Origin of the sequence: Paraburkholderia acidisoli (genome assembly GCF_009789675.1) — a bacterium.
Classification (GTDB): Bacteria; Pseudomonadota; Gammaproteobacteria; order Burkholderiales; family Burkholderiaceae; genus Paraburkholderia; species Paraburkholderia acidisoli.
The window spans coordinates 1,271,055-1,293,335 of the sequence record NZ_CP046913.1 but is presented as its reverse complement, the minus strand read 5'-3'; the positions used below and the strand labels follow the sequence as shown (position 1 = coordinate 1,293,335).

Annotated in this window: 22 protein-coding genes; 5 read left to right on the top strand and 17 right to left on the bottom strand. The window is 64.2% G+C overall.

Going from position 1 to position 22,281, the window contains the following annotated elements:
• Positions 1-99: 99 nt before the first annotated feature.
• The 3 genes from prfB to FAZ98_RS05575 all read left to right on the top strand — a co-directional run bounded on the left by prfB (position 100) and on the right by FAZ98_RS05575 (position 3,984).
• A protein-coding gene (gene prfB / locus FAZ98_RS05585) for a peptide chain release factor 2 (protein WP_158949539.1) occupies positions 100-1,204 on the top strand; the annotation gives its coding sequence in 2 pieces (ribosomal slippage) (positions 100-180 and positions 182-1,204; 1,104 coding nt in all).
• A 193-nt stretch (positions 1,205-1,397) separates the two neighbouring features.
• Positions 1,398-2,933, top strand: coding sequence for a lysine--tRNA ligase (lysS, locus tag FAZ98_RS05580; RefSeq protein ID WP_158949537.1), 1,536 nt, complete (start codon positions 1,398-1,400; stop codon positions 2,931-2,933).
• A gap of 337 nt (positions 2,934-3,270) precedes the next feature.
• The gene (locus FAZ98_RS05575) at positions 3,271-3,984 is read left to right on the top strand and encodes a glycine zipper 2TM domain-containing protein (protein WP_158949535.1); all 714 of its coding nucleotides are present in this window, start codon (positions 3,271-3,273) and stop codon (positions 3,982-3,984) included.
• A gap of 131 nt (positions 3,985-4,115) precedes the next feature.
• On the opposite strand, the gene iscX is transcribed toward FAZ98_RS05575, so the two are convergent.
• The 12 genes from iscX to FAZ98_RS05515 form a co-directional block, all read right to left on the bottom strand.
• Complete coding sequence (gene iscX / locus FAZ98_RS05570) at positions 4,116-4,313, bottom strand: Fe-S cluster assembly protein IscX (protein ID WP_158949533.1); 198 nt, start codon at positions 4,311-4,313, stop codon at positions 4,116-4,118.
• Positions 4,314-4,336: 23 nt separating this feature from the next.
• The gene (gene fdx / locus FAZ98_RS05565; RefSeq protein ID WP_158949531.1) at positions 4,337-4,678 is read right to left on the bottom strand and encodes an ISC system 2Fe-2S type ferredoxin; all 342 of its coding nucleotides are present in this window, start codon (positions 4,676-4,678) and stop codon (positions 4,337-4,339) included.
• 205 nt (positions 4,679-4,883) lie between these two features.
• Positions 4,884-6,755 (bottom strand): Fe-S protein assembly chaperone HscA, encoded by a 1,872-nt coding sequence (hscA, locus tag FAZ98_RS05560; RefSeq protein ID WP_158949529.1) that lies wholly within the window; start codon positions 6,753-6,755, stop codon positions 4,884-4,886.
• A gap of 87 nt (positions 6,756-6,842) precedes the next feature.
• A complete protein-coding gene (gene hscB / locus FAZ98_RS05555; RefSeq protein WP_158949527.1) occupies positions 6,843-7,400 on the bottom strand; it encodes a Fe-S protein assembly co-chaperone HscB in 558 nt (185 codons plus the stop codon).
• 99 nt (positions 7,401-7,499) lie between these two features.
• Positions 7,500-7,823: an iron-sulfur cluster assembly protein IscA gene (gene iscA / locus FAZ98_RS05550; protein WP_158949525.1), complete on the bottom strand. Its 324-nt coding sequence runs from the start codon at positions 7,821-7,823 to the stop codon at positions 7,500-7,502.
• A gap of 150 nt (positions 7,824-7,973) precedes the next feature.
• Positions 7,974-8,378 (bottom strand): Fe-S cluster assembly scaffold IscU, encoded by a 405-nt coding sequence (gene iscU / locus FAZ98_RS05545; RefSeq protein WP_158949523.1) that lies wholly within the window; start codon positions 8,376-8,378, stop codon positions 7,974-7,976.
• Positions 8,379-8,479: 101 nt separating this feature from the next.
• Positions 8,480-9,703 carry an IscS subfamily cysteine desulfurase gene (locus tag FAZ98_RS05540; RefSeq protein WP_158949521.1) on the bottom strand — a complete coding sequence of 408 codons (1,224 nt, stop codon included), beginning with the start codon at positions 9,701-9,703 and terminating at the stop codon, positions 8,480-8,482.
• 78 nt (positions 9,704-9,781) lie between these two features.
• The gene (gene iscR / locus FAZ98_RS05535) at positions 9,782-10,315 is read right to left on the bottom strand and encodes a Fe-S cluster assembly transcriptional regulator IscR (protein ID WP_158949519.1); all 534 of its coding nucleotides are present in this window, start codon (positions 10,313-10,315) and stop codon (positions 9,782-9,784) included.
• Between the two features lie 172 nt (positions 10,316-10,487).
• The gene (locus FAZ98_RS05530; protein WP_158949517.1) at positions 10,488-10,970 is read right to left on the bottom strand and encodes a low molecular weight protein-tyrosine-phosphatase; all 483 of its coding nucleotides are present in this window, start codon (positions 10,968-10,970) and stop codon (positions 10,488-10,490) included.
• Between the two features lie 211 nt (positions 10,971-11,181).
• A complete protein-coding gene (locus FAZ98_RS05525; protein WP_158949515.1) occupies positions 11,182-11,415 on the bottom strand; it encodes a hypothetical protein in 234 nt (77 codons plus the stop codon).
• Positions 11,416-11,571: 156 nt separating this feature from the next.
• Positions 11,572-13,011, bottom strand: a complete 1,440-nt coding sequence (locus FAZ98_RS05520) for a lactate utilization protein B (protein WP_158949513.1) — start codon at positions 13,009-13,011, stop codon at positions 11,572-11,574.
• A gap of 67 nt (positions 13,012-13,078) precedes the next feature.
• On the bottom strand, positions 13,079-13,801 hold the full coding sequence (locus tag FAZ98_RS05515; protein WP_158949511.1) for a (Fe-S)-binding protein: 723 nt from the start codon (positions 13,799-13,801) through the stop codon (positions 13,079-13,081).
• Between the two features lie 199 nt (positions 13,802-14,000).
• Here FAZ98_RS05515 and FAZ98_RS05510 point away from each other — a divergent pair, with 199 nt between their 5' ends.
• Entirely contained in the window at positions 14,001-14,801 is an 801-nt protein-coding gene (locus FAZ98_RS05510; protein WP_158949509.1) for an IclR family transcriptional regulator, read from the top strand.
• A gap of 109 nt (positions 14,802-14,910) precedes the next feature.
• On the opposite strand, the gene FAZ98_RS05505 is transcribed toward FAZ98_RS05510, so the two are convergent.
• From FAZ98_RS05505 to pbpG, 3 genes are all read right to left on the bottom strand, one after another.
• Positions 14,911-15,435, bottom strand: coding sequence for a helix-turn-helix transcriptional regulator (locus tag FAZ98_RS05505; RefSeq protein ID WP_158949507.1), 525 nt, complete (start codon positions 15,433-15,435; stop codon positions 14,911-14,913).
• A 3-nt stretch (positions 15,436-15,438) separates the two neighbouring features.
• Entirely contained in the window at positions 15,439-15,738 is a 300-nt protein-coding gene (locus FAZ98_RS05500; RefSeq protein ID WP_158949505.1) for a hypothetical protein, read from the bottom strand.
• Positions 15,739-15,992: 254 nt separating this feature from the next.
• Entirely contained in the window at positions 15,993-17,171 is a 1,179-nt protein-coding gene (gene pbpG, locus FAZ98_RS05495; protein ID WP_158949503.1) for a D-alanyl-D-alanine endopeptidase, read from the bottom strand.
• Positions 17,172-17,884: 713 nt separating this feature from the next.
• Between pbpG and FAZ98_RS05490 the strand changes: the two genes are divergently transcribed.
• Positions 17,885-18,466: a phasin family protein gene (locus tag FAZ98_RS05490; RefSeq protein ID WP_158949501.1), complete on the top strand. Its 582-nt coding sequence runs from the start codon at positions 17,885-17,887 to the stop codon at positions 18,464-18,466.
• Positions 18,467-18,717: 251 nt separating this feature from the next.
• Here the strand turns inward: FAZ98_RS05490 and lpdA are convergent, their stop codons facing one another.
• Positions 18,718-20,487, bottom strand: coding sequence for a dihydrolipoyl dehydrogenase (gene lpdA / locus FAZ98_RS05485; protein ID WP_158949499.1), 1,770 nt, complete (start codon positions 20,485-20,487; stop codon positions 18,718-18,720).
• Between the two features lie 89 nt (positions 20,488-20,576).
• Complete coding sequence (gene aceF, locus FAZ98_RS05480; RefSeq protein ID WP_158949497.1) at positions 20,577-22,238, bottom strand: dihydrolipoyllysine-residue acetyltransferase; 1,662 nt, start codon at positions 22,236-22,238, stop codon at positions 20,577-20,579.
• Positions 22,239-22,281: the final 43 nt, after the last annotated feature.

The window sequence follows — 22,281 nt, the reverse complement described above, 5'->3', positions numbered from 1 at the left end:
CGCGATCCGGCGCGGCGCGGCGTCAGGACGGCCGTCGCACCCTTCAGGCGGGGCCGATCGGCTATAATTGCGTGTTTTACACGCCGGATCACGACACAAATGGAAGCGGAACGTCTCAACGCGATCGAAGCCCTTTTGGCGGACCTGCGCTCACGCGCGGGCGAGCTACGGGGGTATCTTTGACTACGACGTAAAAGCCCGACGGCTCGTCGAAGTCAACAGCGAACTCGAAGACCCTAACGTCTGGAACGACTCCAAACACGCCCAGGGTCTCGGCAAGGAAAAGAAGCTGCTCGAAGGCGTCGTGCACGTGCTCGACGGCATCGAGAACGACACGCGCGACACCCTGGATCTCTTCGAGATGGCGCGCGAGGAAGGCGACGAAGACACGCTCGTCTCCATCGAAGCCGACGCCCAGGAGATCGAGAAGCGCGTCGCCGACGTCGAATTCCGCCGCATGTTCGCGAATCCGGCCGACCCGAACAACGCGTTCATCGACATCCAGGCGGGCGCGGGCGGCACCGAGGCCTGCGACTGGGCGTCGATGCTGCTGCGCCAGTACGTGCGCTACTGCGAGCGCAAGGGCTTCAAGACCGAAGTGCTCGAAGAGTCCGAAGGCGACGTGGCCGGCATCAAGAGCGCGACCATCAAGGTCGAAGGCGAATACGCCTACGGCTTCCTGCGCACGGAAACCGGCATTCACCGCCTCGTGCGCAAGTCGCCGTTCGACTCGTCGGGTGGCCGCCACACGTCGTTCTCGTCGGTGTTCGTGTATCCGGAAATCGACGACTCGTTCGAGATCGAGGTCAACCCCGCCGATCTGCGTATCGACACGTACCGCGCTTCGGGCGCGGGCGGTCAGCACATCAACAAGACCGACTCCGCCGTGCGTATCACGCACGTGCCGTCGGGCATCGTCGTGCAGTGCCAGAACGACCGCTCGCAGCACCGCAACCGCGCCGAAGCCATGGCCATGCTGAAGTCGCGCCTGTACGAAGCCGAAATGCGCAAGCGCCAGTCGGAACAGGACAAGCTCGAAGCGGGCAAGTCGGACGTGGGCTGGGGTCACCAGATCCGCTCCTACGTGCTCGACAACAGCCGCATCAAGGACTTGCGCACCAACGTCGAAATCAGCAACACGAAGGCCGTGCTCGACGGCGATCTCGACGCGTTCATCAGCGCGAGTCTGAAGCAAGGCGTGTAACGCCACCCGGGCGGCCGCGCGCCGCCCGCTTCCGCGCGTGTCCCGGCCCATTGCGGCGAGACCGCGCGGCAACCGAAGTCCGCATTCCGCGCGCACCGCGCGCCGCGCCCGCCTCGCTTCGTCTGGCTCTGCTCCACCCGCCAGGAAGCCGCCGGCCGCGATCCAACCCGCGAAACAAGAACACCGAGCCATCATGACCGAATCGACCCAGCCGAACGCGCCCAGCACCGCGCCCGAGATCGACGACAACCAGATCATCGCCGAGCGCCGCGAAAAGCTGCGCGCGCTGCGCGAGGCAGGCGTCGCGTATCCGAACGACTTCCGCCCGACGCACCACGCCGCCGACCTGCAACGCGACTACGCCGAGACCGACAAGGACGCGCTCGAAGCGAAGCCGCTCGAAGTCGCCATTGCCGGCCGCATGATGCTCAAGCGCGTGATGGGCAAGGCGAGCTTCGCCACGGTGCGCGACGGCTCGGGCCAGATCCAGTTCTTCATCACGCCCGCCGACGCGGGCGAGACGACCTACGACGCGTTCAAGAAGTGGGACCTGGGCGACATCGTCGCCGCGAAGGGCGTGCTGTTTCGCACCAACAAGGGCGAACTGTCGGTGCGCGTGACCGAACTGCGCCTGCTCTCGAAGGCGCTGCGCCCGCTGCCGGACAAGTTCCACGGTCTCGCCGACCAGGAAACGCGTTATCGCCAGCGCTACGTCGACCTGATCGTCACGCCCGAAGCGCGCAAGACCTTCCAGGCGCGCACGGCCGCGATCTCCTCCGTGCGCCGCTTCATGTCGGACGCGAACTTCATGGAAGTCGAAACGCCGATGCTGCACCCCATTCCGGGCGGCGCGGCGGCCAAGCCGTTCGTCACGCATCACAACGCGCTCGACATGCAGATGTACATGCGCATCGCGCCCGAGCTGTATCTCAAGCGCCTGATCGTCGGCGGCTTCGAGCGCGTGTTCGAAATCAACCGGAATTTCCGTAACGAAGGCGTGTCGCCGCGTCACAATCCGGAATTCACGATGATGGAGTTCTACGCCGCGTACACCGATTACGCCTGGCTCATGGACTTCACCGAGCAACTGATCCGCCAGGCCGCCATCGACGCGAGCGGCAGCGCCGTGCTCACGTATCAGGGCCGCGAACTCGATCTGTCGAAGCCGTTCCATCGCCTGACGATCGTCCAGGCCATCCAGAAGTACGCGCCGCAGTACACGACCGAGCAACTCGCCGATGCCGCGTTCCTGCGCACCGAGCTGAAGAAGTTCGGCGTGGACGCGAACCAGCCGCAGTTCCTCAACGCGGGCGTGGGCTCGCTGCAACTCGCCCTCTTCGAGGAAACCGCCGAGTCGCAACTGTGGGAGCCGACCTACATCATCGATTACCCGGTCGAAGTCTCGCCGCTCGCGCGCGCGTCGGACACGGCGCCCGGTATTACCGAGCGCTTCGAGCTGTTCATCACGGGCCGCGAGATCGCCAACGGCTTCTCGGAGTTGAACGATCCGGAAGATCAGGCCGCGCGCTTCAAGAAGCAGGTCGAGCAAAAAGACGCCGGCGACGAAGAAGCGATGTTCTACGACGCCGACTATATTCGCGCGCTCGAATACGGCATGCCCCCGACGGGCGGCTGCGGTATCGGCATCGACCGTCTGATCATGCTGCTCACCGACAGCGCAAGCATCCGCGACGTGATTCTCTTCCCGCATCTGCGTCGCGAAGACTAAGCTTCACGCCCTGCGCGAGATCGTTCGCGCGATGAAAAAGGCGCATGCGGCCCCGGCCCATGCGCCTTTTTTGCGTCTGGGCGATCCGCTTTGCGTGCACAGAAAGTTAGCGAATTTGTAACGTTCGGTAAAAGCTGCCGGTGTGCGACGCGCGCCAAACGGGTACGCGGATTGCGACAGCGTGGAAAACCGCGCCGTGCAATGCTGCGCAACGATCAAGCTCTTTTTCGCGGCGACGGTGGCCGGCGCAAGGTTACATCTTGAAACGCCGGGGAATCCGGATTGGCTCACACTCGATCCCACCCAAGTGCCAACTCTGCAAAAGACGGAGCTTGTTATGAACACACCTGAAACCACGCAAAAACGTCGTCTTCATCCGCTCATCGCCACGGCGGCGGGCGCCGTTATCGTCGCGAGTCTGGCTGCCACCGCGGCGATCACCGGCGTCTTCCCGCACGCTTCGAGCCAGTCGGAGCAAACCGCGCAAGTGCAAACCGGCCAGACAATGGCCGGTGCGAGCACGCCGGGCGGCGTCGTCGATTCGACGCAACCGAACGCCTCGGCGCAACCGTACACGCAGAACGCACCCGCGCAACCGACGGCCGCCCAGGCCGCCGCCGCGCAACAATACGCTCAGCAGCAACAGCAACAGCAACAACAGCAGCCGCCTGCGCAACAGCAGCAGTACGCGCAGGAACCGCAACCGCAGCAGGCCGCGTGCAGCACGTGCGGCACGGTGGTCGCGGTCTCGGCGGTCAAGCATGAAGGTCACGGTACCGGGATCGGCGCGGTGGGCGGCGCGGTGGCCGGCGGCGTAGTGGGCAACCAGTTCGGCGGCGGCGGCGGCCGCACCGCTATGACGCTGCTCGGCGCGCTCGGCGGCGGTCTGGCCGGCAACTCGGTCGAAAAGCACCTGCGCAGCACCACGAGTTACTCGGTGCGCGTGCATATGGAGAATGGCAAGACGCGTTATTTCACCTATCGTGAACCGCCGCCGTTCCAGCAAGGCCAGCACGTGCGGATCGAGAACGGTACGCTCGTAGCGGCCTGATTGATTCGACCGAAGCCCTGCCCCACGGCATGGTGAAAAGAAAAAAGGCGATTCGCAGTCAAGCGAATCGCCTTTTTCACGTCCGGCGCGCGAACTCGTATGAAGTTGGCGCGCAGCGGCAATTCAGGGGATCAATACTCCGCTTCGGAGATCCACGCCGCCTGAATCGCTTCGAGGATCTTCTCGTTCGAACGATCGGGCGCGTCGTCGAAACCTTCCAGTTCCGTGATCCAGCGATGCAGATCGGTGAAGCGCACGTATTGCGGATCGACCTCCGGATGGGTGTCGGTCAAGGCGATCGCGATGTCCTGCGTATCCGTCCATTTCATGGCTGCGCGCTCCTCTCAGTGGCTCAGTGGTTTTCCTTCGCGTGGTTGATCGAGTAACGCGGAATCTCGACCACCAGATCGTCGTTCTCGGGCACGAGGGCCTGGCACGACAGCCGCGACGTGGGCTCGAGGCCCCACGCCTTGTCCAGCAGATCGTCTTCGTCTTCTTCCGAAGGCGTGAGCGCATTGAAGCCCTCGCGCACGATCACGTGACAGGTCGTGCAGGCGCACGACTTTTCGCAAGCGTGCTCGATTTCGATGCCGTGTTCCAGCAGCGCATCGCACACGCTCTCACCCGGCTTGGCGTCGATGACCGCGCCTTCGGGGCACAGTTCGACATGGGGCAGCACCACGATTTGAGGCATTGTGATTTCCGTATCCAATAACTTTCATACCGGGCGCATGCCCCGCCGGTGGCGGCGGCATGCGCTCCATTCTACTGGCGTCGCGCGCTTTGCTGCATCGGGAAAGCACGCACGTGCTTGCCGGCTCCAGCCACGCTCGCGACGCGTCATCCGGTGGCGCGTGGTATCGCGCTCTGCTACTGCTCGAGCGCGCACGCAACCGGCATCAGCCGATTTCGTCGAGCTTCTTGCCCGCGAGCGCGCGCTTGATGCCCTTGTCCATGCGGCGCGCGGCGAACTCGTCGGTGCCTTCGGAAAGGGTCTTGGTCGCGGCTTCGATCGCTTCCGTGTCTTCGCTTTGCGCGACCTTCGCCAGTTCGGCAAGCAGCGTTTCGAGTTGCGCGCGTTCGGTGTCGTCGAGCAGTTCGCCGTCGGCGGCGAACGCGGCCTGAGTCGCTTCGATCAGGCGCTGCGCTTCCACCTGCGCCTCGCGCAACGCGCGCGCGCGCATGTCGACTTCGGCGGTCTTGAAGCTGTCTTCGAGCATGCGCGCGACGTCGTCGTCGGCAAGACCATACGACGGCTTCACGACCACGGAGGCTTCCACGCCCGACAACTGCTCGCGCGCGAAGACGGACAGCAGCCCGTCGGCGTCGACCTGATACGTCACGCGGATACGCGCCGCGCCCGCGGCCATCGGCGGAATGCCGCGCAGCTCGAAACGCGCCAGCGAGCGGCAGTCGGCGACGAGTTCGCGCTCGCCCTGCACCACGTGGATCGCCATGGCCGTCTGGCCGTCCTTGAAGGTCGTGAAGTCCTGCGCACGCGCCACGGGAATGGTCGAATTGCGCGGGATGATCTTCTCGACGAGGCCGCCCATGGTTTCCACGCCAAGCGACAGCGGGATCACGTCGAGCAGCAGCCAGTCGTCTTCGCCGCCGCGGTTGCCCGCCAGCAGATCGGCCTGGATCGCCGCGCCGAGCGCGACCACCTGGTCGGGGTCCAGATTCGTGAGCGGCGCCTGGCCGAAGAACTGTTCCACCGCGCGGCGCACCACGGGCATGCGCGTCGCGCCGCCCACCAGCACCACGCCCTTCACTTCCTTCGCGGTGACCTTCGCGTCGCGCAGCGCCTTTTTCGTGGGCGTGAGCGTGCGCTGCACGAGCGCTTGCGTGAGCGCCTCGAAACGCGATTCGTCGAGCGTGAGCGCGATCGGCGCGCCGTTCGAGAGCGTCACCTCGATACGCGCTTGCGGCGCCGAGGAAAGCGCTTCCTTCGCGTCGCGGGCGTGATCGAGCAACAGGCGCACGTCTTCGGGCGCGAGCGCCGCGCGCGCGAGGTTCGCCTGCTCGAGCACGTAGTCGAACACCGCGTGGTCGAAGTCGTCGCCGCCGAGCGCCGAGTCGCCGCCCGCCGCGAGCACTTCGAACACGCCCTTCGTGAGCTTCAGAATCGACAGGTCGAACGTGCCGCCGCCGAGGTCGTAGACCGCGTAGAGGCCTTCGGCGCCGTTGTCGAGGCCGTAGGCGATCGCGGCCGCCGTGGGCTCGTTCAACAGACGCAGCACGTTGAGACCGGCAAGGCGCGCGGCGTCCTTGGTCGCCTGGCGCTGCGCTTCGTCGAAATAAGCCGGCACCGTGATGACCGCACCGACGAGATCGTCGCCGAGCGTGTCTTCCGCGCGGTAACGCAGCGTGGCGAGAATTTCGGCCGAGACTTCGACCGGGCTTTTCACGCCGTCGATCGTCTGGATCTGCACCATGCCCGGCGCATCGACGAAAACGTAGGGCGCGTTGGCCGCCCCTTCCACTTCCGCCTTGCCGCGACCCATGAAGCGCTTGACCGAGACGATCGTGTTACGCGGGTCGGTGGCCGCTTCCGCCTTCGCCGCGCGGCCGATGCGCCGGCCGCCGTTCGCGAGATAGCGCACGACCGAGGGCAGCAGCACGTCGCCGTTTTCGTCGGGCAGCACGTCGGGCACGCCGTTGCGCACCGCGGCGACCAGCGAATTCGTGGTGCCGAGGTCGATGCCGACCGCGAGTCGCCGCTGATGCGGCGCCGGCGCCATGCCGGGTTCGGAAATTTGCAGTAAGGCCATCTGTCTGATCTGCTTGTTAACTGTGGGCGTTGCGCCCGTAACCACGGTATCGACGGATCCATTCCAGGCGTGAACCCGCCTTGCGTATCAGCCTTCGAGGCGCTCGATCTGCGTGTCGATGTCGCTCGCCACGCGCTCGATGAACATGAGCTGGCGCACGGCTTCCGCCGCGGGCTGGTTCGAGCCGCTGCCGAGCAGCGCCGCGAGCTTCGTGAAGCGCACGCGCTCGTCGTCGCGCAACTCGTTCGCCAGCGCGTCGAGCGCATCGACGTTCTTCGCGCCCACGGCATCTTCGATCGACTCGCGCCACTCCATCTGCTGCATGAGGAACGCCGGTTCCATCGCCGTATTGTTTTCGGCGCCGACGTCGATGCCGCGCAGATGCAGCAGATACTTCGCGCGCTTGAGCGGATCGCGCAGCGTCTGATACGCCTCGTTCGTGCGCGTCGCCCATTGCATCGCGATGCGCTTTTGCGCGTCGCCAGCCGCCGCGAAGCGGTCCGGGTGCACCTGCGCCTGCACGGTGCGATACGCGTGATCGAGCGCATTGGCGTCGACCTCGAACTGCTCGGGCAGGCCGAACAGCACGAAATGGCTGTCGGACAGCGAACCGGACGGCGCGGCGGGCGTGGAAGGCGTGCTCATGGAATGAATGGGGTCTCGGGGACTTCCGTTAGCCCGTCTTGCGGGGCCATCAAAATCAAAAAGGCGGCACAGGCCGCCTTTTCACCGCTCAACGCGGGATCAAACGCGGAAGGACTCGCCGCAGCCGCACTCGTCCTTCACATTCGGGTTGTTGAAGCGGAAGCCTTCGTTCAGGCCTTCGCGCACGAAGTCGAGCTGCGTGCCGTCGATATACGCGAGGCTCTTCGGGTCCACCACGACCTTCACGCCGTGGCTCTCGAACACGTTGTCCTCGGGCGCGAGGTCATCGACGTACTCGAGCTTGTACGCGAGGCCCGAGCAGCCCGTCGTGCGCACGCCAAGGCGCAGACCCACGCCCTTGCCGCGACGGACCAGGTACTTCTGCACGTGCTGTGCCGCTTTTTCAGTCAACGTAATTGCCATAGCGTCTTCGCCGCGCTCCGCCGCCCGAGACGGGCACTCGCCCGTATCTCGCGCCGCGGCGCAACCCTGCTGCATCCCAAATCGTTAATCCCGCGGCACCGCCTCTAAGCGGCGCCGTCCTACGCAAGTTCGTCTCGAACCGCGTTCGAGTTAAACCGCGTCGGCCTTCGCTTCCGTCGTGTGACGCTGACGATAGTCGGCGACCGCTGCCTTGATCGCGTCTTCCGCGAGGATCGAGCAGTGGATCTTCACCGGCGGCAGCGCCAGTTCTTCGGCGATCTGCGTGTTCTTGATGTCGAGCGCCTGATCGAGCGTCTTGCCCTTGACCCATTCGGTCACGAGCGAGCTCGACGCGATGGCCGAACCGCAACCGTAGGTCTTGAACTTCGCGTCTTCAATCACGCCGTCCGCGCCCACGCGAATCTGCAGCTTCATCACGTCGCCGCAGGCCGGTGCGCCGACCATGCCGGTGCCAACGGTGTCGTCGTCCTTCGAGAACGAACCGACGTTACGCGGGTTTTCGTAGTGGTCCAGAACCTTGTCGCTATATGCCATGATCACACTCCTTCAATTCGTGGCCGCGCTGCACTGCATTGGCGCTGCGGCCGGGTCGATGTTCGCTGCGTTTGCTGCTTACGTCCGTCGCTGCGCGGGGCTTAGTGCGCCGCCCACTGGATGGTCGACAGGTCGATACCGTCCTGATGCATCTCCCACAGCGGCGACAGTTCGCGCAGCTTGGCGATCTTCGTCTTCAGCAGGTTGATGACGTAATCCACGTCCTGCTCCGTCGTGAAACGGCCCACCGTGAAGCGGATCGAGCTGTGCGCCAGTTCGTCGTTGCGGCCGAGCGCGCGCAGCACGTACGACGGTTCCAGCGAAGCCGACGTACACGCCGAACCCGACGACACCGCCACGTCCTTCACCGCCATGATCAGCGACTCGCCCTCGACGAAGTTGAAGCTGATGTTCAGGTTGTGCGGCACGCGCTTTTCCATGTCGCCGTTCACGTAGGTCTCTTCGATTTCCGAGAGGCCCTTGAGCAGACGGTCGCGCAGCATGCGCACGCGCTCGTTTTCCGTGGCCATTTCTTCACGGGCGATACGGAACGCCTCGCCCATGCCGACGATCTGGTGCGTGGCCAGCGTGCCCGAACGCATACCGCGCTCGTGACCGCCGCCGTGCATCTGCGCTTCGATCCGCACACGCGGCTTGCGACGCACGTACAGCGCGCCGATGCCCTTCGGACCATAGGTCTTGTGCGCCGAGAACGACATCAGGTCGACCTTGAGCTTTTGCAGGTCGATGGGCGCCTTGCCCGTCGATTGCGCGGCGTCGACGTGAAACACGATGCCCTTCTCGCGGCAGATTTCACCGATCGTCTCGATGTCCTGAATCACGCCGATCTCGTTGTTCACGTGCATGACGGAAACGAGGATCGTGTCCGGGCGGATCGCCGCCTTGAACGCTTCGAGGTCGATCAGACCGTCGTCCTTCACGTTCAGATACGTGACTTCGTAGCCTTCGCGCTCGAGCTCGCGGCAGGTATCGAGCACGGCCTTGTGCTCGGTCTTCACCGTGATGATGTGCTTGCCCTTGCTCTTGTAGAAGTGCGCCGCACCCTTGATCGCGAGGTTGTCTGATTCGGTCGCGCCGGAGGTCCAGATGATTTCGCGCGGATCGGCGTTGACGAGCGCCGCGACGTTCTCGCGCGCTTCCTCGACGGCACGTTCCGCGTCCCAGCCGTAGGCGTGGCTGCGCGACGCCGGATTGCCGAACTGCTCGCGCAGATACGGAATCATCTTGTCCACCACGCGCGGGTCGACGGGCGTCGTCGCGCTGTAATCCATGTAAATGGGCAGGTGGGGAATGTCGTTATTCATCTATCGCTCCGAAAATCTGTGTGCTGCGCTGTACTGTGTCTTGTGCGTCTGCCGCGGCTCGCCGGCCCCTGCCCGTTCTTACGAACTCGCCATGTTGAAGATCGAGTTCGGCCCGAGCGGCACCGGGCGAACCGGCTCGACCGCGGGCGACTCGGCGCGGCGATCGCGCAGGACGGTGGGCGCTGCGCCTTCGCGGGCACGCTGCTTGTCCACCAGATCCTTGAGCGACACCGAGTCGAGGTACTCGACCATCTTCTGGTTCAACGTCGACCAGAGCTCGTGCGTCATGCAGTGACCGTCGTGCTGCTTGGTGCCTTCGCAGGCGCCCTTGCCGCCGCACTGCGTGGCGTCCAGCGGCTCGTCCACGGCGATGATGATGTCCGCCACCGTGACGTCCTCGGCGCGACGCGCGAGGTTATAGCCGCCGCCCGGCCCGCGGACCGATTCGACGATTTCATGACGGCGCAGCTTGCCGAACAGTTGTTCGAGGTACGACAGCGAAATATGCTGGCGCTGGCTGATACCCGCAAGCGTCACCGGGCCCTGCTCCTGGCGCAGGGCCAGGTCGATCATCGCCGTAACGGCGAAACGGCCTTTCGTGGTGAGTCTCATGATGTAGGGGAACCGCAATTCTCGACAATTTTCGTCAAGTATAAATACATGACTAGTTTAGTCAAGTATCCGCGCCGCGAACCGGGTTATTAGGCAGCCTGCGAATAGCAAAAATGACGCAAAACGCTCCTGTCCGGCTGGAACGCTCACGCCCTTTATTTCGAAAACGACATCACCCCAATAATTGGGGTCGCAACGCGGCGAGCAACCCGGCGCACGCCGCCTCACATTGATCGAGTACCGCCTCGAAGCCTTCGGCGCCTCCGAAATACGGATCGACGACCACTCGGCCGGCCGTTTCGGGCGCGAATTCCATCAGCAGCCGAATCTTGTCGCGCTCCGCGGCAGGCGCCACCGCGTGCAACGCCGTGACATTGGCGTCGTCCATCGCAACGATCAGATCGAAGCGGCGAAAGTCGTCGGCGTTGATCTGACGCGCACGCAGAGATGCGAGGTCGTAACCGCGCTGGCCGCCTGCGCGCTGGGCGCGTTCGTCGGGCGCTTCACCCACGTGCCAGTTGCCCGTGCCCGCCGAATCGACCGAGACCTGCGTGCTCAAGCCTGCTTCGTCGACGAGACGACGCATCACGGCCTCCGCCGTGGGCGAGCGGCAGATGTTGCCGAGACAAACGAAGCAGACGGAAACCTTTTTCATCGATGCACAACGAAAAACGGACTGGAGCGCGCGAAGGCCAATCTCAAATTATACAAAGGGAGCGATGAGCGCGCTTGGCTGCCAATCCGTGCTGGCTACCGAACGGTCGCGATCCGGCCGCGGTTTTACTGGGTTACTGGGTTCGCGACCCGCGGTGCCATCGGCAAACGCTCCTGACGGCATGACTGCGCCGCCGCTCCACCGCTACTTATTAGATGGCGTTCGACTGCGGCAAGCGAGCGACGACGCCATTCATCGCTTTGACAGGCGTTTGACCTTCGCTGCCGACAAGGCCGTACGACACCGCGCGGGCCAGTTCGGCCGTGAGTTGATCGGCGGCGAGCGGCATTTGCTGCTCGGCCGTATTCCACGCATGCACCCATGCGATTGCCGCGAGCGGCACGATCAGCGCCAGCGGCCAGTACACCGTTATTTTCTTTTTCATGATGCGACTCTCTCGACTGTAGAGCGACGTGTATGGACACACTATCGCCAGTCAGAATGATATAGAGAGTCGCAATCAGGAAAAACCCGCCCTGAACGAACACACTGTTGTCTCAGATTAAACAGTGCGCGGATTTTCCTGGACGCGAGCGTGGCGCTAGCCCATCCCGCGGTTACGCGCGGTGGCGTCGAGGTGAGTTTGCCGCGCTGCATACAACTCGCGGAACGTGCGCCCAACCGGCGCCGGCATGTCGCGACCTTCGGTCCAGCCGCGCGCGAACGGCAATTTGCGAATGACGCGCCCCTGCCGCCCCATGCGTTCGAGCACGCGCACGCCGAGTTTGGTCAACAAGGCGTAGGCGGTGGGATGCAGCGCGAACCAGCCCCACGCCGCCAGCGCCGCACGTTCGCGCCACGGCCGCAGATGGCGCTCCACCTGCTTCTCGCGCAGCTTGCGCAGCAGGTCGGACAGCGGGATGCCGACCGGGCAGACGCTGTTGCATTCGCCGCAGAGCGTGGCCGCTTGCGGCAGGTCGAGCGTTTTTTCGAGCCCGACGTAACTCGGCGTGAGCACCGAGCCCATCGGCCCCGGATACACCCAGCCGTATGCGTGGCCACCGACCTTCTGATACACGGGACAGTGATTCATGCACGCGCCACACCGGATGCAGCGCAGCATGTCCTGGAATTCGCCGCCGATCAGACCGGTGCGTCCGCCATCCACGAGCACGACGTACATATGCTCGGGGCCGTCCTGATCCTCGGCGCCGCGCGGACCGGTCAGCATCGAAAAATAGTTGGACGTAGCCTGCCCCGTGGCCGATCGCGGCAACAGACGCATGGCCGTGGCGAGATCCTCCAGCGTGGGCAGCACTTTTTCGATGCCGGTGACCGCCACATGCACGCGCGGCATGACCGTGCACATGCCTTCGTTGCCCTCGTTCGTGACCAGCACGACCGAGCCCGTTTCCGCGACGAGGAAGTTGCCGCCCGTCACGCCCATGTCCGCCGAAAGGAAATGCGGCCGCAAGACTTCGCGCGCCTCGCGCGTCATGTCGGGGATTTCGGTCAGGCGCGGCTTGGCGTGGGTTTTCGCGAACAGATCGGCGATCTCGTCTTTGTCCTTGTGGACGACGGGCGCGATGATGTGGCTCGGCGGCTCGTTGTCGTTGATCTGGAGGATGTATTCGCCCAGATCCGTCTCGATCGACTGCACGCCCATTTCCGCGAGCACGGTATTGAGCTTCATCTCCTCGGAGACCATCGACTTGGTCTTGATGACCTTGCGCACGTCGTGCTTGCGCGCGATGTCACCGACGAGCTTCGCGGCGTCGCGCGCGCTTTCGGCATAGAGCACCGTCACGCCGCGCCGCGTGGCCTCGGTCTCGAACTGCTCGAGCCACACGTCGAGATTGTCGAGCGCGCGATTGCGGCGCGCCTTGAGCGCCGCGCGCGTGGCCGGAAAGTCGATGGCGTGAATGGCCTCGGCCCGCGCCGAAACGAACTTGGTCGAGAGCTTCTTGAGGTTGTGCTGCAAACGCTCGTCGGCGAGTTTCTGGCCGGCGCGCGCCTTGAACTGCATCGATTGGACTTGCATGGCTTGAGCGAGTTGGGCGAGTTCGTGGCAGGTTCGTGCGAGGGGTATCGATTGGCGCAGCGACGGTTCAGACGTCGCCCGCTAGCACCTGCGCGATGTGGAAGACGCGCGTGGCGGTGTCGCCGGTGCGCCGCAGGCGGCCTTCGATATTCAGCATGCAGCCGAGGTCGCCGAGCACGACGGTGCCGGTTCCGCTCGCCTGCACGTTCACGCATTTCTCGTCGGCGATGGCGGTGGAGATCGCGCCGTACTTCACCGCGAACGTGCCGCCAAAGCCGCAGCAATGCTCGCAGTCCTTCATCTCCTGCACTTCGATGCCGCGTTGCGCAAGCAGCGCGCGCGGCTGCGCCTTCACGCCGAGTTCGCGCAGCCCCGAGCACGAGTCGTGATACGTGACCGGACCGTTGAAGTCGCCGGCCGGCAAGCTGACCTTCGCGACGTTCACGAGGAAATCGGTCAACTCGTACACACGCTCGCGCAGCTTGCCGTAACGCGCCATGAGTTCGGGGTCGTCGCGAAACAGGTCGCCGTAGTGCACGCGAATCATGCCGCCGCACGACCCCGACGGCACCACGACGTAGTCGAATTGCTCGAATTCGCGCAGCGTCTTTTCGGCCAGGTCGCGCGCGAGCGGACGCTCGCCGGAGTTGTAGGCCGGCTGCCCGCAGCACGTCTGGGCCGGCGGCACGACGACGTCATAGCCCGCCTCTTCGAGCAACTTCAGCGTCGAAAAGCCAATCTCGGGGCGCATCGTGTCGATCAGGCACGTGACGAACAAACCGACTCGCATGGGGACTCCTTGTAAAAACCGTGCCCGATTATCCGCTGTTTCGCCGTGACCTCCAACGCGGGTCTGCCCCGTTCGACCGGCTCGACCGCGCGTTTCAGTCATGCCGCAGTGCAGCGCCGGGACCCGACCGAGCGCTTTCTTTTTTCACAATACGATATACAATGGGTTTCCGCCTCACGCGTCCAACGAATCTGAACCCATGAGCGACATCCATCCAGAGCCGAAGACCTCGATCCAGGTGATCGAGCGCATGATGCGCCTGCTGGACGCGCTCGCCGATCACAGCGACCCCGTCAGCCTCAAGGAATTGGCGCAGCGCACCGAACTGCACCCTTCCACCGCGCACCGTATCCTCAACGACATGGTGAGTTGCCGCCTGGTCGATCGCTCCGACCCCGGCACTTACCGGCTCGGCATGCGCCTGCTCGAACTCGGCAATCTCGTCAAAGCACGGCTTTCGGTTCGCGATGCCGCGCTCACGCCCATGCGCGAACTCCACCGCCTGACCGGCCAAACCGTCAATCTTTCGGTGCGCCAGGGCGACGAGATCGTATATATCGAGCGCGCTTATTCGGAGCGCTCGGGCATGCAGGTGGTACGCGCCATTGGCGGCCGGGCACCGCTGCATCTGACTTCGGTCGGCAAGCTCTTTCTCGCCGCCGACGAAGCGAATCGCGTGCGCGCCTACGCCACACGAACCGGTCTTTCCGGCCATACGCGCAACAGCATTACGGATCTCACGCGCCTCGAACGCGAACTCGCGCACGTGCGCCAGCAATATTGCGCGCGCGACAACGAGGAACTCGAACTGGGCGTGCGCTGCATCGCAGCCGGCATTTACGACGATACCGGCAAGCTCGTGGCAGGTCTTTCGCTTTCCGCGCCCGCCGACCGCTTGCAGGATTCATGGCTCAATCAGCTCAGCAAAACGGCGCTCACGATTTCCGAGTCGCTCGGCTATCACGCCGAACCTGCCGAAGGCATCGTGCAACCGGCTTAGCCCCTGGCGCAATCTCATTCACGCAGTCACAAAGTCACAACGCGCGGAGCTTCGTCTCCGCTTTTTTTATGGGCCACGTGCCTCCCGGCACGGCTTTGCTTGCGGCGAATCAGGCGAGCAGCGCTTCGAGCTTGCCGTTGATCTTCGCGTCGATGTCGCGCGCGCCTCTCGCGAGATTCACCTGCTTCGCCGTACGCGCTATATCAAGCAAAGCCGTGTCGATGCTGTAGCCGTCGCGGCCTTTCAGCCATGCGAGTATGTCGCTCAAATGCCAGAGCGACGGATTGCCCTCGTGAACCGGCTGAGGAAACTCCGCCACGTGCCCGAGCATCAGCTTGCGCAGATTCTGGCGCGACATACCCGTGAGATCCGCCGCGTCGGTCAGGCCGACGAAGTCGGGCGCGGCTTCCACGAGTTGCGCCGTAGGCACCGCCTGCTTCACGTCGTGCAGCGCCGAATACACCGCGGCCCAGGCGCTCGTGCCTTCGCGAGCGAACGTCAACGCAATGCGCCCCGGCACGCCCACGCCGATCGTGGCGTCGTCGCAGCCGGCTTCGGCCAGGCGCTCCACGAGCGCCTCGTGGTCGGCATCTTCCGGCGCGAGCTGGTATTTGAGAGTGAATACATAGTCCATGCGTTACTCCGGCGCTTCAGCGGCCTTAGGAGCGGCCCGGGAAGCGGCCACTGCGTTGATACGGTGCGCGGTGCAGTTCTCGACCACGCGCTTGAGCACCCACGCGTGATGACCGGCATTGCGCGGCGTGCTCCAGATACTCATGATGCAGAACTCTCCGCAACGACACGCGGCTTCGTTGTACGGGCAGTACAGCCTTCCCCACGCATGGCCGCTGCCTTTGGCTGGCCGAACGAGCCAGCCGTTTTGTTCGGCCCAGACCAGTGCGGCCTCGACCTCTTTCTTCGGATGCGTTCGTCTCATCGACAGACCCAGTGTAGGTAGCGCAATTGAGGTTGTCAATTGACAACCATCAAGGCGAAGCTTCGTTACGCGCCGTCGCGAACATTGCCGTTGCGCGACGCGACCAGACACCGGGCGATATTGCAGGGACATCGAGCCAGGACACAGTCAGCCGATCGGCGTAAGACGCATCCCAAAAGCAAAACGCCCCGCAGTTGCGGGGCGTTGCAGCGTCGTTGCCGAAACCGGCACAACGAAAGCGTGAGGCGCGCGGCTCAGGTGCCCGCGCCGCCCGCGTCTGCGCTCGTGATACGCGGCTGCTGGTCCGCGCCGCCGTTGTCGAGCCACGTGCGCACACGCGTTGCGTCGGCGAAACGCGAGTACTTGCCGCTCGAATCGAGCAGCACCATGATCACCGGGCGGTTGTGGATCGTGGTCTGCATGACGAGGCATTCACCGGCTTCGTTGATGAAGCCCGTCTTCTGCAGGCCGATGTCCCACGACGGATTGCGGATCAGCGCGTTCGTGCTGTTGTAGGCGAGATTGCGCTTGCCCGTGTACACGTCGTAGCTGTGATCGGTCGAGAACTGGCGGATCATCGGATATTGATACGCCGCGTTCACCATCTTCACGAGGTCACGCGCGCTCGAAACGTTGTGGCTCGTGAGACCCGTGGAATTCTCGAAATGCGTGTCGGTCATGCCGAGCTGCTTCGCCTTCGCGTTCATCGCCGCGATGAACGCCGGACGGCCGCCCGGGTAGTAACGCGAGAGCGCCGCCGCCGCGCGGTTTTCCGAAGCCATCAGCGCGATGTGCAGCATGTCTTCACGCGACAGCACCGAACCCACCGAAAGGCGCGAGCCCGTGTTCTTCTCGTAGTCGCGGTCTTCGTCCGTGACTTCGATCTGCTCCGTGAGCGGTTCCTTCGAATCGAGCACGACCATGGCGGTCATGAGCTTCGAGATCGAGGCGATCGGCACCACGGCGCGCGAGTTCTTGTCGAACAGCGGCTCGAGCGAATTCTGGTCGACCACGTAGGCCACGCCAGAACGCAGCATCAACGTGTCCGGCGTTTCATGCAGGCCGAAAGCCTGACCGACGGTCGGCTGACGCGGCTCGAACGCCACGCGGCGCACCGCCGTGTGATGGCGGCCGTTCATGGTGTAGGAAACGCGATGCTTCTTCGCGACCGGGCGTGCATCGTCGTCTTTGGCGGCGACGGTGCGGGCAGCGCCTTTTCGGGCGGCCTTGGCCTCGGAAGCGCTAGCCTTCGCAACTTTTTTGGTGGCCTTCTTCGCTTTGGCCGTCTTGGCCGTAGCGGTTTGCGACGCAGCAAATGCGCCTTCGGGCACCACAAATGTCGCACTGATTGCCACGGACACAGCGACCGACAGCGCGGTGCTGACGACCGACGTCGGCATCAGTTTGAACGACAGGAGCTTGTCGAATTTCATTGGTGTTCTTGATGGAGCGGCGGGATCGTTCGCCAAGTGTAGTAAAACCACGAAAATTTCGCAAATTGAAGCACTTATCGGCGCTCATTAAACCGAAGTCTGACCTTCGATTGAGCAAGCCAATGTACTTCCCGCATTTGATGGAGACAGACAATCGAAAAGTCGAGTCCCCTACTGCGACGCCGCTAACCGCCAACTCATGCAATGCGCGTAGCGCCTTTGCTTGTTTACGGCTTTCGTCGTACAGAACTTGAAGTGAGGGGAAATACCGGTGCGATTGTCCGATCGCCAGTGCCGCCGTGCCGCGCGACGCGCGTTCGACAGCTTTGGATCCTTAACGTTCCATGTAGGAATCTGGTAGACGCGCTCAGGGAAATCCTGCACACATCTTCGTTCGATCCAGCGCGCATCTTGCCAGAAGCCGCGCTGGCGTGCTTGAGCGGGGTACAGTCGGCTGGGATCCGACAGGCTGTCGGCCCCATCCGCCAAGCCTCTGGCGCGATTGTCGCGGTTATGAGATGCGCGAAGCATAAGTGTTTGTTTAATAATAAATTATCGACATTGTGCAACGCATCAAAATTCCTTGACTTTCTCGCCTGGCATCCTAAAATCGAGGTCAATGTTGCGACGCACAAAGCACGCACAGAGCACCCGCGCCTTGCCACCTACTCCAGGCGACCCACGAAGGCCGCCAACCATCCAGGAGCGTAAACATGAGTCTGCTGACCCCTGAGCAATTCGCCGCCGCCCAGAAAGCCAACCTCGAAACGCTGTTCGGTCTCACGAGCAAGGCGTTCGAAGGTGTGGAAAAACTCGTCGAGTTGAATCTTCAGGCCGTCCGCTCGAATCTGGCGGAATCGCAGGAACACGCCCAGCGCGCGCTGTCGGTGAAGGACGCGCAGGAATTGCTGGCGCTGCAATCGAGCTACGCCCAACCGCTGACGGAAAAGCTGCTGTCGTACGGCCGTCACGTGTACGAAATCACCTCGGCCACGCAAGCCGAGTTCGCCAAGGTTGCCGAAGCGCATTACGAAGAGCAGAACCGCAAGGTGCAGTCGCTCGTCGACAACGTCGCGAAGAACGCGCCGGCCGGTTCGGAAACCGCGGTTGCCGTGATCAAGTCGGCGATCAACGCCGCGAACACGACGTACGAAACGGTTCACAAGGCCACCAAGCAAGCCGTGGAAATGGCCGAAAGCAACTTCAACGCCGCCACGGCCGCCGCCAGCAAGGCCGCCGCGCAAGCGTCGCGCTCGGCCGCCGCTTCGGCCGCTGCTGCGAAGAAGCCGGTCTAAGCTGTTCCCTGGCCGCATCAAGTTGCAAACGGAGCGCGTTGAAATCACCACGCGTTCCGCGCCGGATCTGACGCTCCGGCGGGCCGTTCGAAGTCACGGTTCGGCACGCCGCTTGCCCGGTCACCGGTGACCGGGAATTTTTTTGAGCGCGGGCACGCGGCGCATTCTGCATCGCCCAAACACAAACGGCGCACTCCTCGCGGAGCGCGCCGTTTTTCATGCGCGCGCCTTTCAGCACGCGGCAAGGTTGATTACTTCTTCTTTTGCGGCGGCAGGTCCGTGCAGACGCCTTCGTACAGCTCGGCGGCCATCCCCACCGATTCGCCCAGCGTCGGGTGCGGGTGAATCGTCTTGCCGATGTCGGTCGCGTCCGCGCCCATCTCGACCGCGAGGCACACTTCGCTGATCAGATCGCCGGCGTTCAGACCCACAATGCCGCCGCCGATCACGCGATGCGTCTCTTCGTCGAAGATCAGCTTGGTGAAGCCTTCGTCGCGGCCGTTCGCGATCGCGCGGCCCGAAGCGGCCCACGGGAACACGGCCTTGCCGTACTTGATGCCTTCGGCCTTGCACTGCTCTTCGGTCTTGCCGGCCCAGGCCACTTCCGGATCGGTGTAGGCCACCGAGGGAATCTGCAGCGCGTCGAAGTAGGCCTTCTCGCCATGCGCCGCTTCCGCCGCCACGTGGCCTTCGTGCACGGCCTTGTGCGCGAGCATCGGCTGACCGACCACATCACCGATCGCGAAGATGTGCGGCACGTTGGTACGCAGTTGCTTGTCGACTTCGATGAAGCCGCGATCCGTGACCGCCACGCCCGCTTTATCGGCACCGATCTTCTTGCCGTTGGGCGAGCGGCCCACGGCGACCAGCACGAGGTCGTAGCGCTGCGGTTCGGCCGGGGCCTTCTCGCCTTCGAACGTGACGTAGATGCCGTCGTCCTTCGCTTCCGCCTTCGTCGTCTTGGTCTTGAGCATGACGTTCGCGAAGCGCTTCGCGTTGAACTTCTCCCAGACCTTCACGAGATCGCGGTCCGCGCCGGCCATCAGGCCGTCGAGCATTTCGACCACGTCGATCTGCGCGCCGAGCGTGGAGTAGACCGTGGCCATTTCCAGACCGATGATGCCGCCGCCGATCACGAGCATCTTCTGCGGCAGTTGACGCAGTTCGAGCGCGCCCGTCGAGTCGATCACGCGCGGATCTTCCGGCATGAACGGCAGCTTCACAGCCTGCGAACCCGCGGCGATGATCGCCTGCTTGAACTTGACGATCTTCTTGCCGTTCTCGCCCGCCACTTCCATGTGGTGCGGATCGAGGAACGAACCCACGCCCGTGACCACTTCGACCTTGCGCGCCTTGGCCATGCCGGCGAGACCGCCGGTGAGCTTCTTGACGACGCCCGACTTGAAGTCGCGCAGCTTGTCGAGGTCGATCTGCGGCTTGCCGAACGAGATGCCGTGCGATTCGAGCGCGGCGGCTTCGTCGATCACGAGCGCCGTGTGCAGCAGCGCCTTCGACGGAATGCAGCCCACGTTCAGACACACGCCGCCGAGCGTCGAATAACGCTCGACCAGCACGGTCTTCATGCCGAGGTCGGCGCTGCGGAACGCCGCCGAATAGCCGCCGGGGCCCGCGCCGAGCACGAGCATGTCGCACTCGACGTCGGCGTTGCCGCTGAAGCTGCCGGCCTGCGGCGCAGGTGCGGCGGCCTTCGGTGCTTCGACAGCCTTCGGTGCTTCCGCAGCCTCGGGCGCTTCCGCCTTCGGAGCCGGCGCGGCCGCGCCTTCCGACACCTCGACGATCGCGACCACGGTGCCTTGCGACGCCTTGTCGCCGGCCTTGATCTTCACTTCCTTCACGGTGCCCGCGACTTCGCTGGGCACTTCCATCGTGGCCTTGTCCGACTCGAGCGAGAGCAGCGACTGCTCCTTCTCGATCACGTCGCCCGGCTTGATGTTGACTTCGATGACGTCGATGTCCTTGAAGTCGCCGATGTCCGGCACTTTCACTTCGACGAGACTCATGGTGTCCCCTTCTGGATGACCGGCCGCGCCCGCCGCGGCGCGCACGTCAGCGACGTGCGGCGCGGCGGCGCGTGCCGGTCAAAGCGGTTTTACAGAATCACGCGGCGGAAATCGCCGAGGATCGAGCCGAGGTAGGCGTTGAAGCGCGCGGCAGCGGCGCCGTCGATCACGCGGTGGTCGTACGACAGCGACAGCGGCAGCGTGAGGCGCGGCACGAACTGCTTGCCGTCCCACACGGGCTTCATGGCGCTCTTCGAGAGGCCGAGGATCGCCACTTCCGGCGCGTTGATGATCGGCGTGAAATGCGTGCCGCCGATCCCGCCGAGCGACGAGATCGAGAAGCAGCCGCCTTGCATCTGGTCCGGCTTGAGCTTGCCTTCGCGCGCGAGCTTCGACAGCTCCGTCATTTCCCTGGCGATGTCGACGAGACCCTTCTTGTCCGCGTCGCGGATCACCGGAACGACGAGACCGTTCGGCGTGTCGGCGGCAAAACCGATGTGGAAGTACTGCTTGAAGACGAGATTGTCGCCGTCGAGGCTCGCGTTGAACGCCGGGAACTTCTTCAGCGCGGCAACCACGGCCTTGATGACGAACGCCAGCATCGTGAACTTCACGCCCGCCTTCTCGTTTTCCTTGTTCAGCTGCACGCGCAGCGCTTCGAGGTCGGTGATGTCCGCTTCGTCGTTGTTCGTGACGTGCGGGATCATGACCCAGTTGCGATGCAGGTTCGCGCCCGAGATCTTCTTGATGCGCGAGAGCGGCTGCGTGTCGATCGGGCCGAACTTCGTGAAGTCGACCTTCGGCCACGGCAGCAGGTTCAGACCCGCGCCGCCAGCGGCCGGTGCCGCGGCCGCGCCCGCCGGTGCGGCGAGCTGACCCGTCATCACGCCCTTGACGAACGCCGTGACGTCGTCCTGCGTAATGCGACCCTTCGGACCCGTGCCGGTGACACGCGCGACATCCACGCCCAGATCGCGGGCGAACTTGCGCACCGAAGGCGAAGCGTGGCTCGGACGGCGTGCGCCGCCTTCGCCGGCCGGAATCGCCGGTGCCTGCGCGAGCGCCGAAGGCGCGGCGGGAGCCGGCTTGGCCGGCGCGGCCGGGGCGTCCGACGGCTGTTCGGCCGGCGCCTTCGCAGCCGGAGCGGCGGCCGCAGGCGCGGCGCCTTCCGCTTCGACGACGACGATTTCCGTGCCTTCCGAGACGTTGTCGCCGACCTTGACCTTGATTTCCTTGACGACGCCGGCCACCGGGCTCGGCACGTCCATCGTGGCCTTGTCCGACTCGAGCGTGACGAGCGACTGCTCCTTCTCCACGCGGTCGCCGACCTTCACGTTGACTTCGATGACGGGCACGTCTTTGTAGTCGCCGATATCCGGGACCTTGACGCTCTGCGCGCCGCCGCTCGCGGCGGGGGCGGCAGCCGGCGCGGGCGCCGCCGCTTGCGCGGGCGCGGCAGCCGGTGCGGCCTTCTCTTCCTTCGCGGCCGGTGCGGCGGCCGGCGCAGCGGCGCCGCCTTCCAGCACGAGGACGAGCACGCCTTCCGAGACGTTGTCGCCGACCTTGACCTTCACTTCCTTGACCGTGCCCGACGCGGGGCTCGGCACGTCCATCGTCGCCTTATCGGATTCCAGCGTGATGAGGGACTGTTCTTTTTCGACGGTATCGCCCGCCTTCACCAGCACCTCGATCACAGGGATGTCCTTGTAATCGCCGATGTCCGGCACCTTGACTTCGATCGCTTGACTCATTGTTTTGTCTCCGGGGCCGCATACGACGCGCCTCCCCGCTTCG

What these genes read in the sequence shown, in the direction of transcription:
- lysS (WP_158949537.1), top strand. Translation starts at nt 1,398, where the DNA reads ATGACCGAATCGACCCAGCCGAACGCGCCCAGCACCGCGCCCGAGATC.
- FAZ98_RS05575 (WP_158949535.1), top strand. Translation starts at nt 3,271, where the DNA reads ATGAACACACCTGAAACCACGCAAAAACGTCGTCTTCATCCGCTCATC.
- iscX (WP_158949533.1), bottom strand. Translation starts at nt 4,313, where the DNA reads ATGAAATGGACGGATACGCAGGACATCGCGATCGCCTTGACCGACACC.
- fdx (WP_158949531.1), bottom strand. Translation starts at nt 4,678, where the DNA reads ATGCCTCAAATCGTGGTGCTGCCCCATGTCGAACTGTGCCCCGAAGGC.
- hscA (WP_158949529.1), bottom strand. Translation starts at nt 6,755, where the DNA reads ATGGCCTTACTGCAAATTTCCGAACCCGGCATGGCGCCGGCGCCGCAT.
- hscB (WP_158949527.1), bottom strand. Translation starts at nt 7,400, where the DNA reads ATGAGCACGCCTTCCACGCCCGCCGCGCCGTCCGGTTCGCTGTCCGAC.
- iscA (WP_158949525.1), bottom strand. Translation starts at nt 7,823, where the DNA reads ATGGCAATTACGTTGACTGAAAAAGCGGCACAGCACGTGCAGAAGTAC.
- iscU (WP_158949523.1), bottom strand. Translation starts at nt 8,378, where the DNA reads ATGGCATATAGCGACAAGGTTCTGGACCACTACGAAAACCCGCGTAAC.
- FAZ98_RS05540 (WP_158949521.1), bottom strand. Translation starts at nt 9,703, where the DNA reads ATGAATAACGACATTCCCCACCTGCCCATTTACATGGATTACAGCGCG.
- iscR (WP_158949519.1), bottom strand. Translation starts at nt 10,315, where the DNA reads ATGAGACTCACCACGAAAGGCCGTTTCGCCGTTACGGCGATGATCGAC.
- FAZ98_RS05530 (WP_158949517.1), bottom strand. Translation starts at nt 10,970, where the DNA reads ATGAAAAAGGTTTCCGTCTGCTTCGTTTGTCTCGGCAACATCTGCCGC.
- FAZ98_RS05525 (WP_158949515.1), bottom strand. Translation starts at nt 11,415, where the DNA reads ATGAAAAAGAAAATAACGGTGTACTGGCCGCTGGCGCTGATCGTGCCG.
- FAZ98_RS05520 (WP_158949513.1), bottom strand. Translation starts at nt 13,011, where the DNA reads ATGCAAGTCCAATCGATGCAGTTCAAGGCGCGCGCCGGCCAGAAACTC.
- FAZ98_RS05515 (WP_158949511.1), bottom strand. Translation starts at nt 13,801, where the DNA reads ATGCGAGTCGGTTTGTTCGTCACGTGCCTGATCGACACGATGCGCCCC.
- FAZ98_RS05510 (WP_158949509.1), top strand. Translation starts at nt 14,001, where the DNA reads ATGAGCGACATCCATCCAGAGCCGAAGACCTCGATCCAGGTGATCGAG.
- FAZ98_RS05505 (WP_158949507.1), bottom strand. Translation starts at nt 15,435, where the DNA reads ATGGACTATGTATTCACTCTCAAATACCAGCTCGCGCCGGAAGATGCC.
- FAZ98_RS05500 (WP_158949505.1), bottom strand. Translation starts at nt 15,738, where the DNA reads ATGAGACGAACGCATCCGAAGAAAGAGGTCGAGGCCGCACTGGTCTGG.
- pbpG (WP_158949503.1), bottom strand. Translation starts at nt 17,171, where the DNA reads ATGAAATTCGACAAGCTCCTGTCGTTCAAACTGATGCCGACGTCGGTC.
- FAZ98_RS05490 (WP_158949501.1), top strand. Translation starts at nt 17,885, where the DNA reads ATGAGTCTGCTGACCCCTGAGCAATTCGCCGCCGCCCAGAAAGCCAAC.
- lpdA (WP_158949499.1), bottom strand. Translation starts at nt 20,487, where the DNA reads ATGAGTCTCGTCGAAGTGAAAGTGCCGGACATCGGCGACTTCAAGGAC.
- aceF (WP_158949497.1), bottom strand. Translation starts at nt 22,238, where the DNA reads ATGAGTCAAGCGATCGAAGTCAAGGTGCCGGACATCGGCGATTACAAG.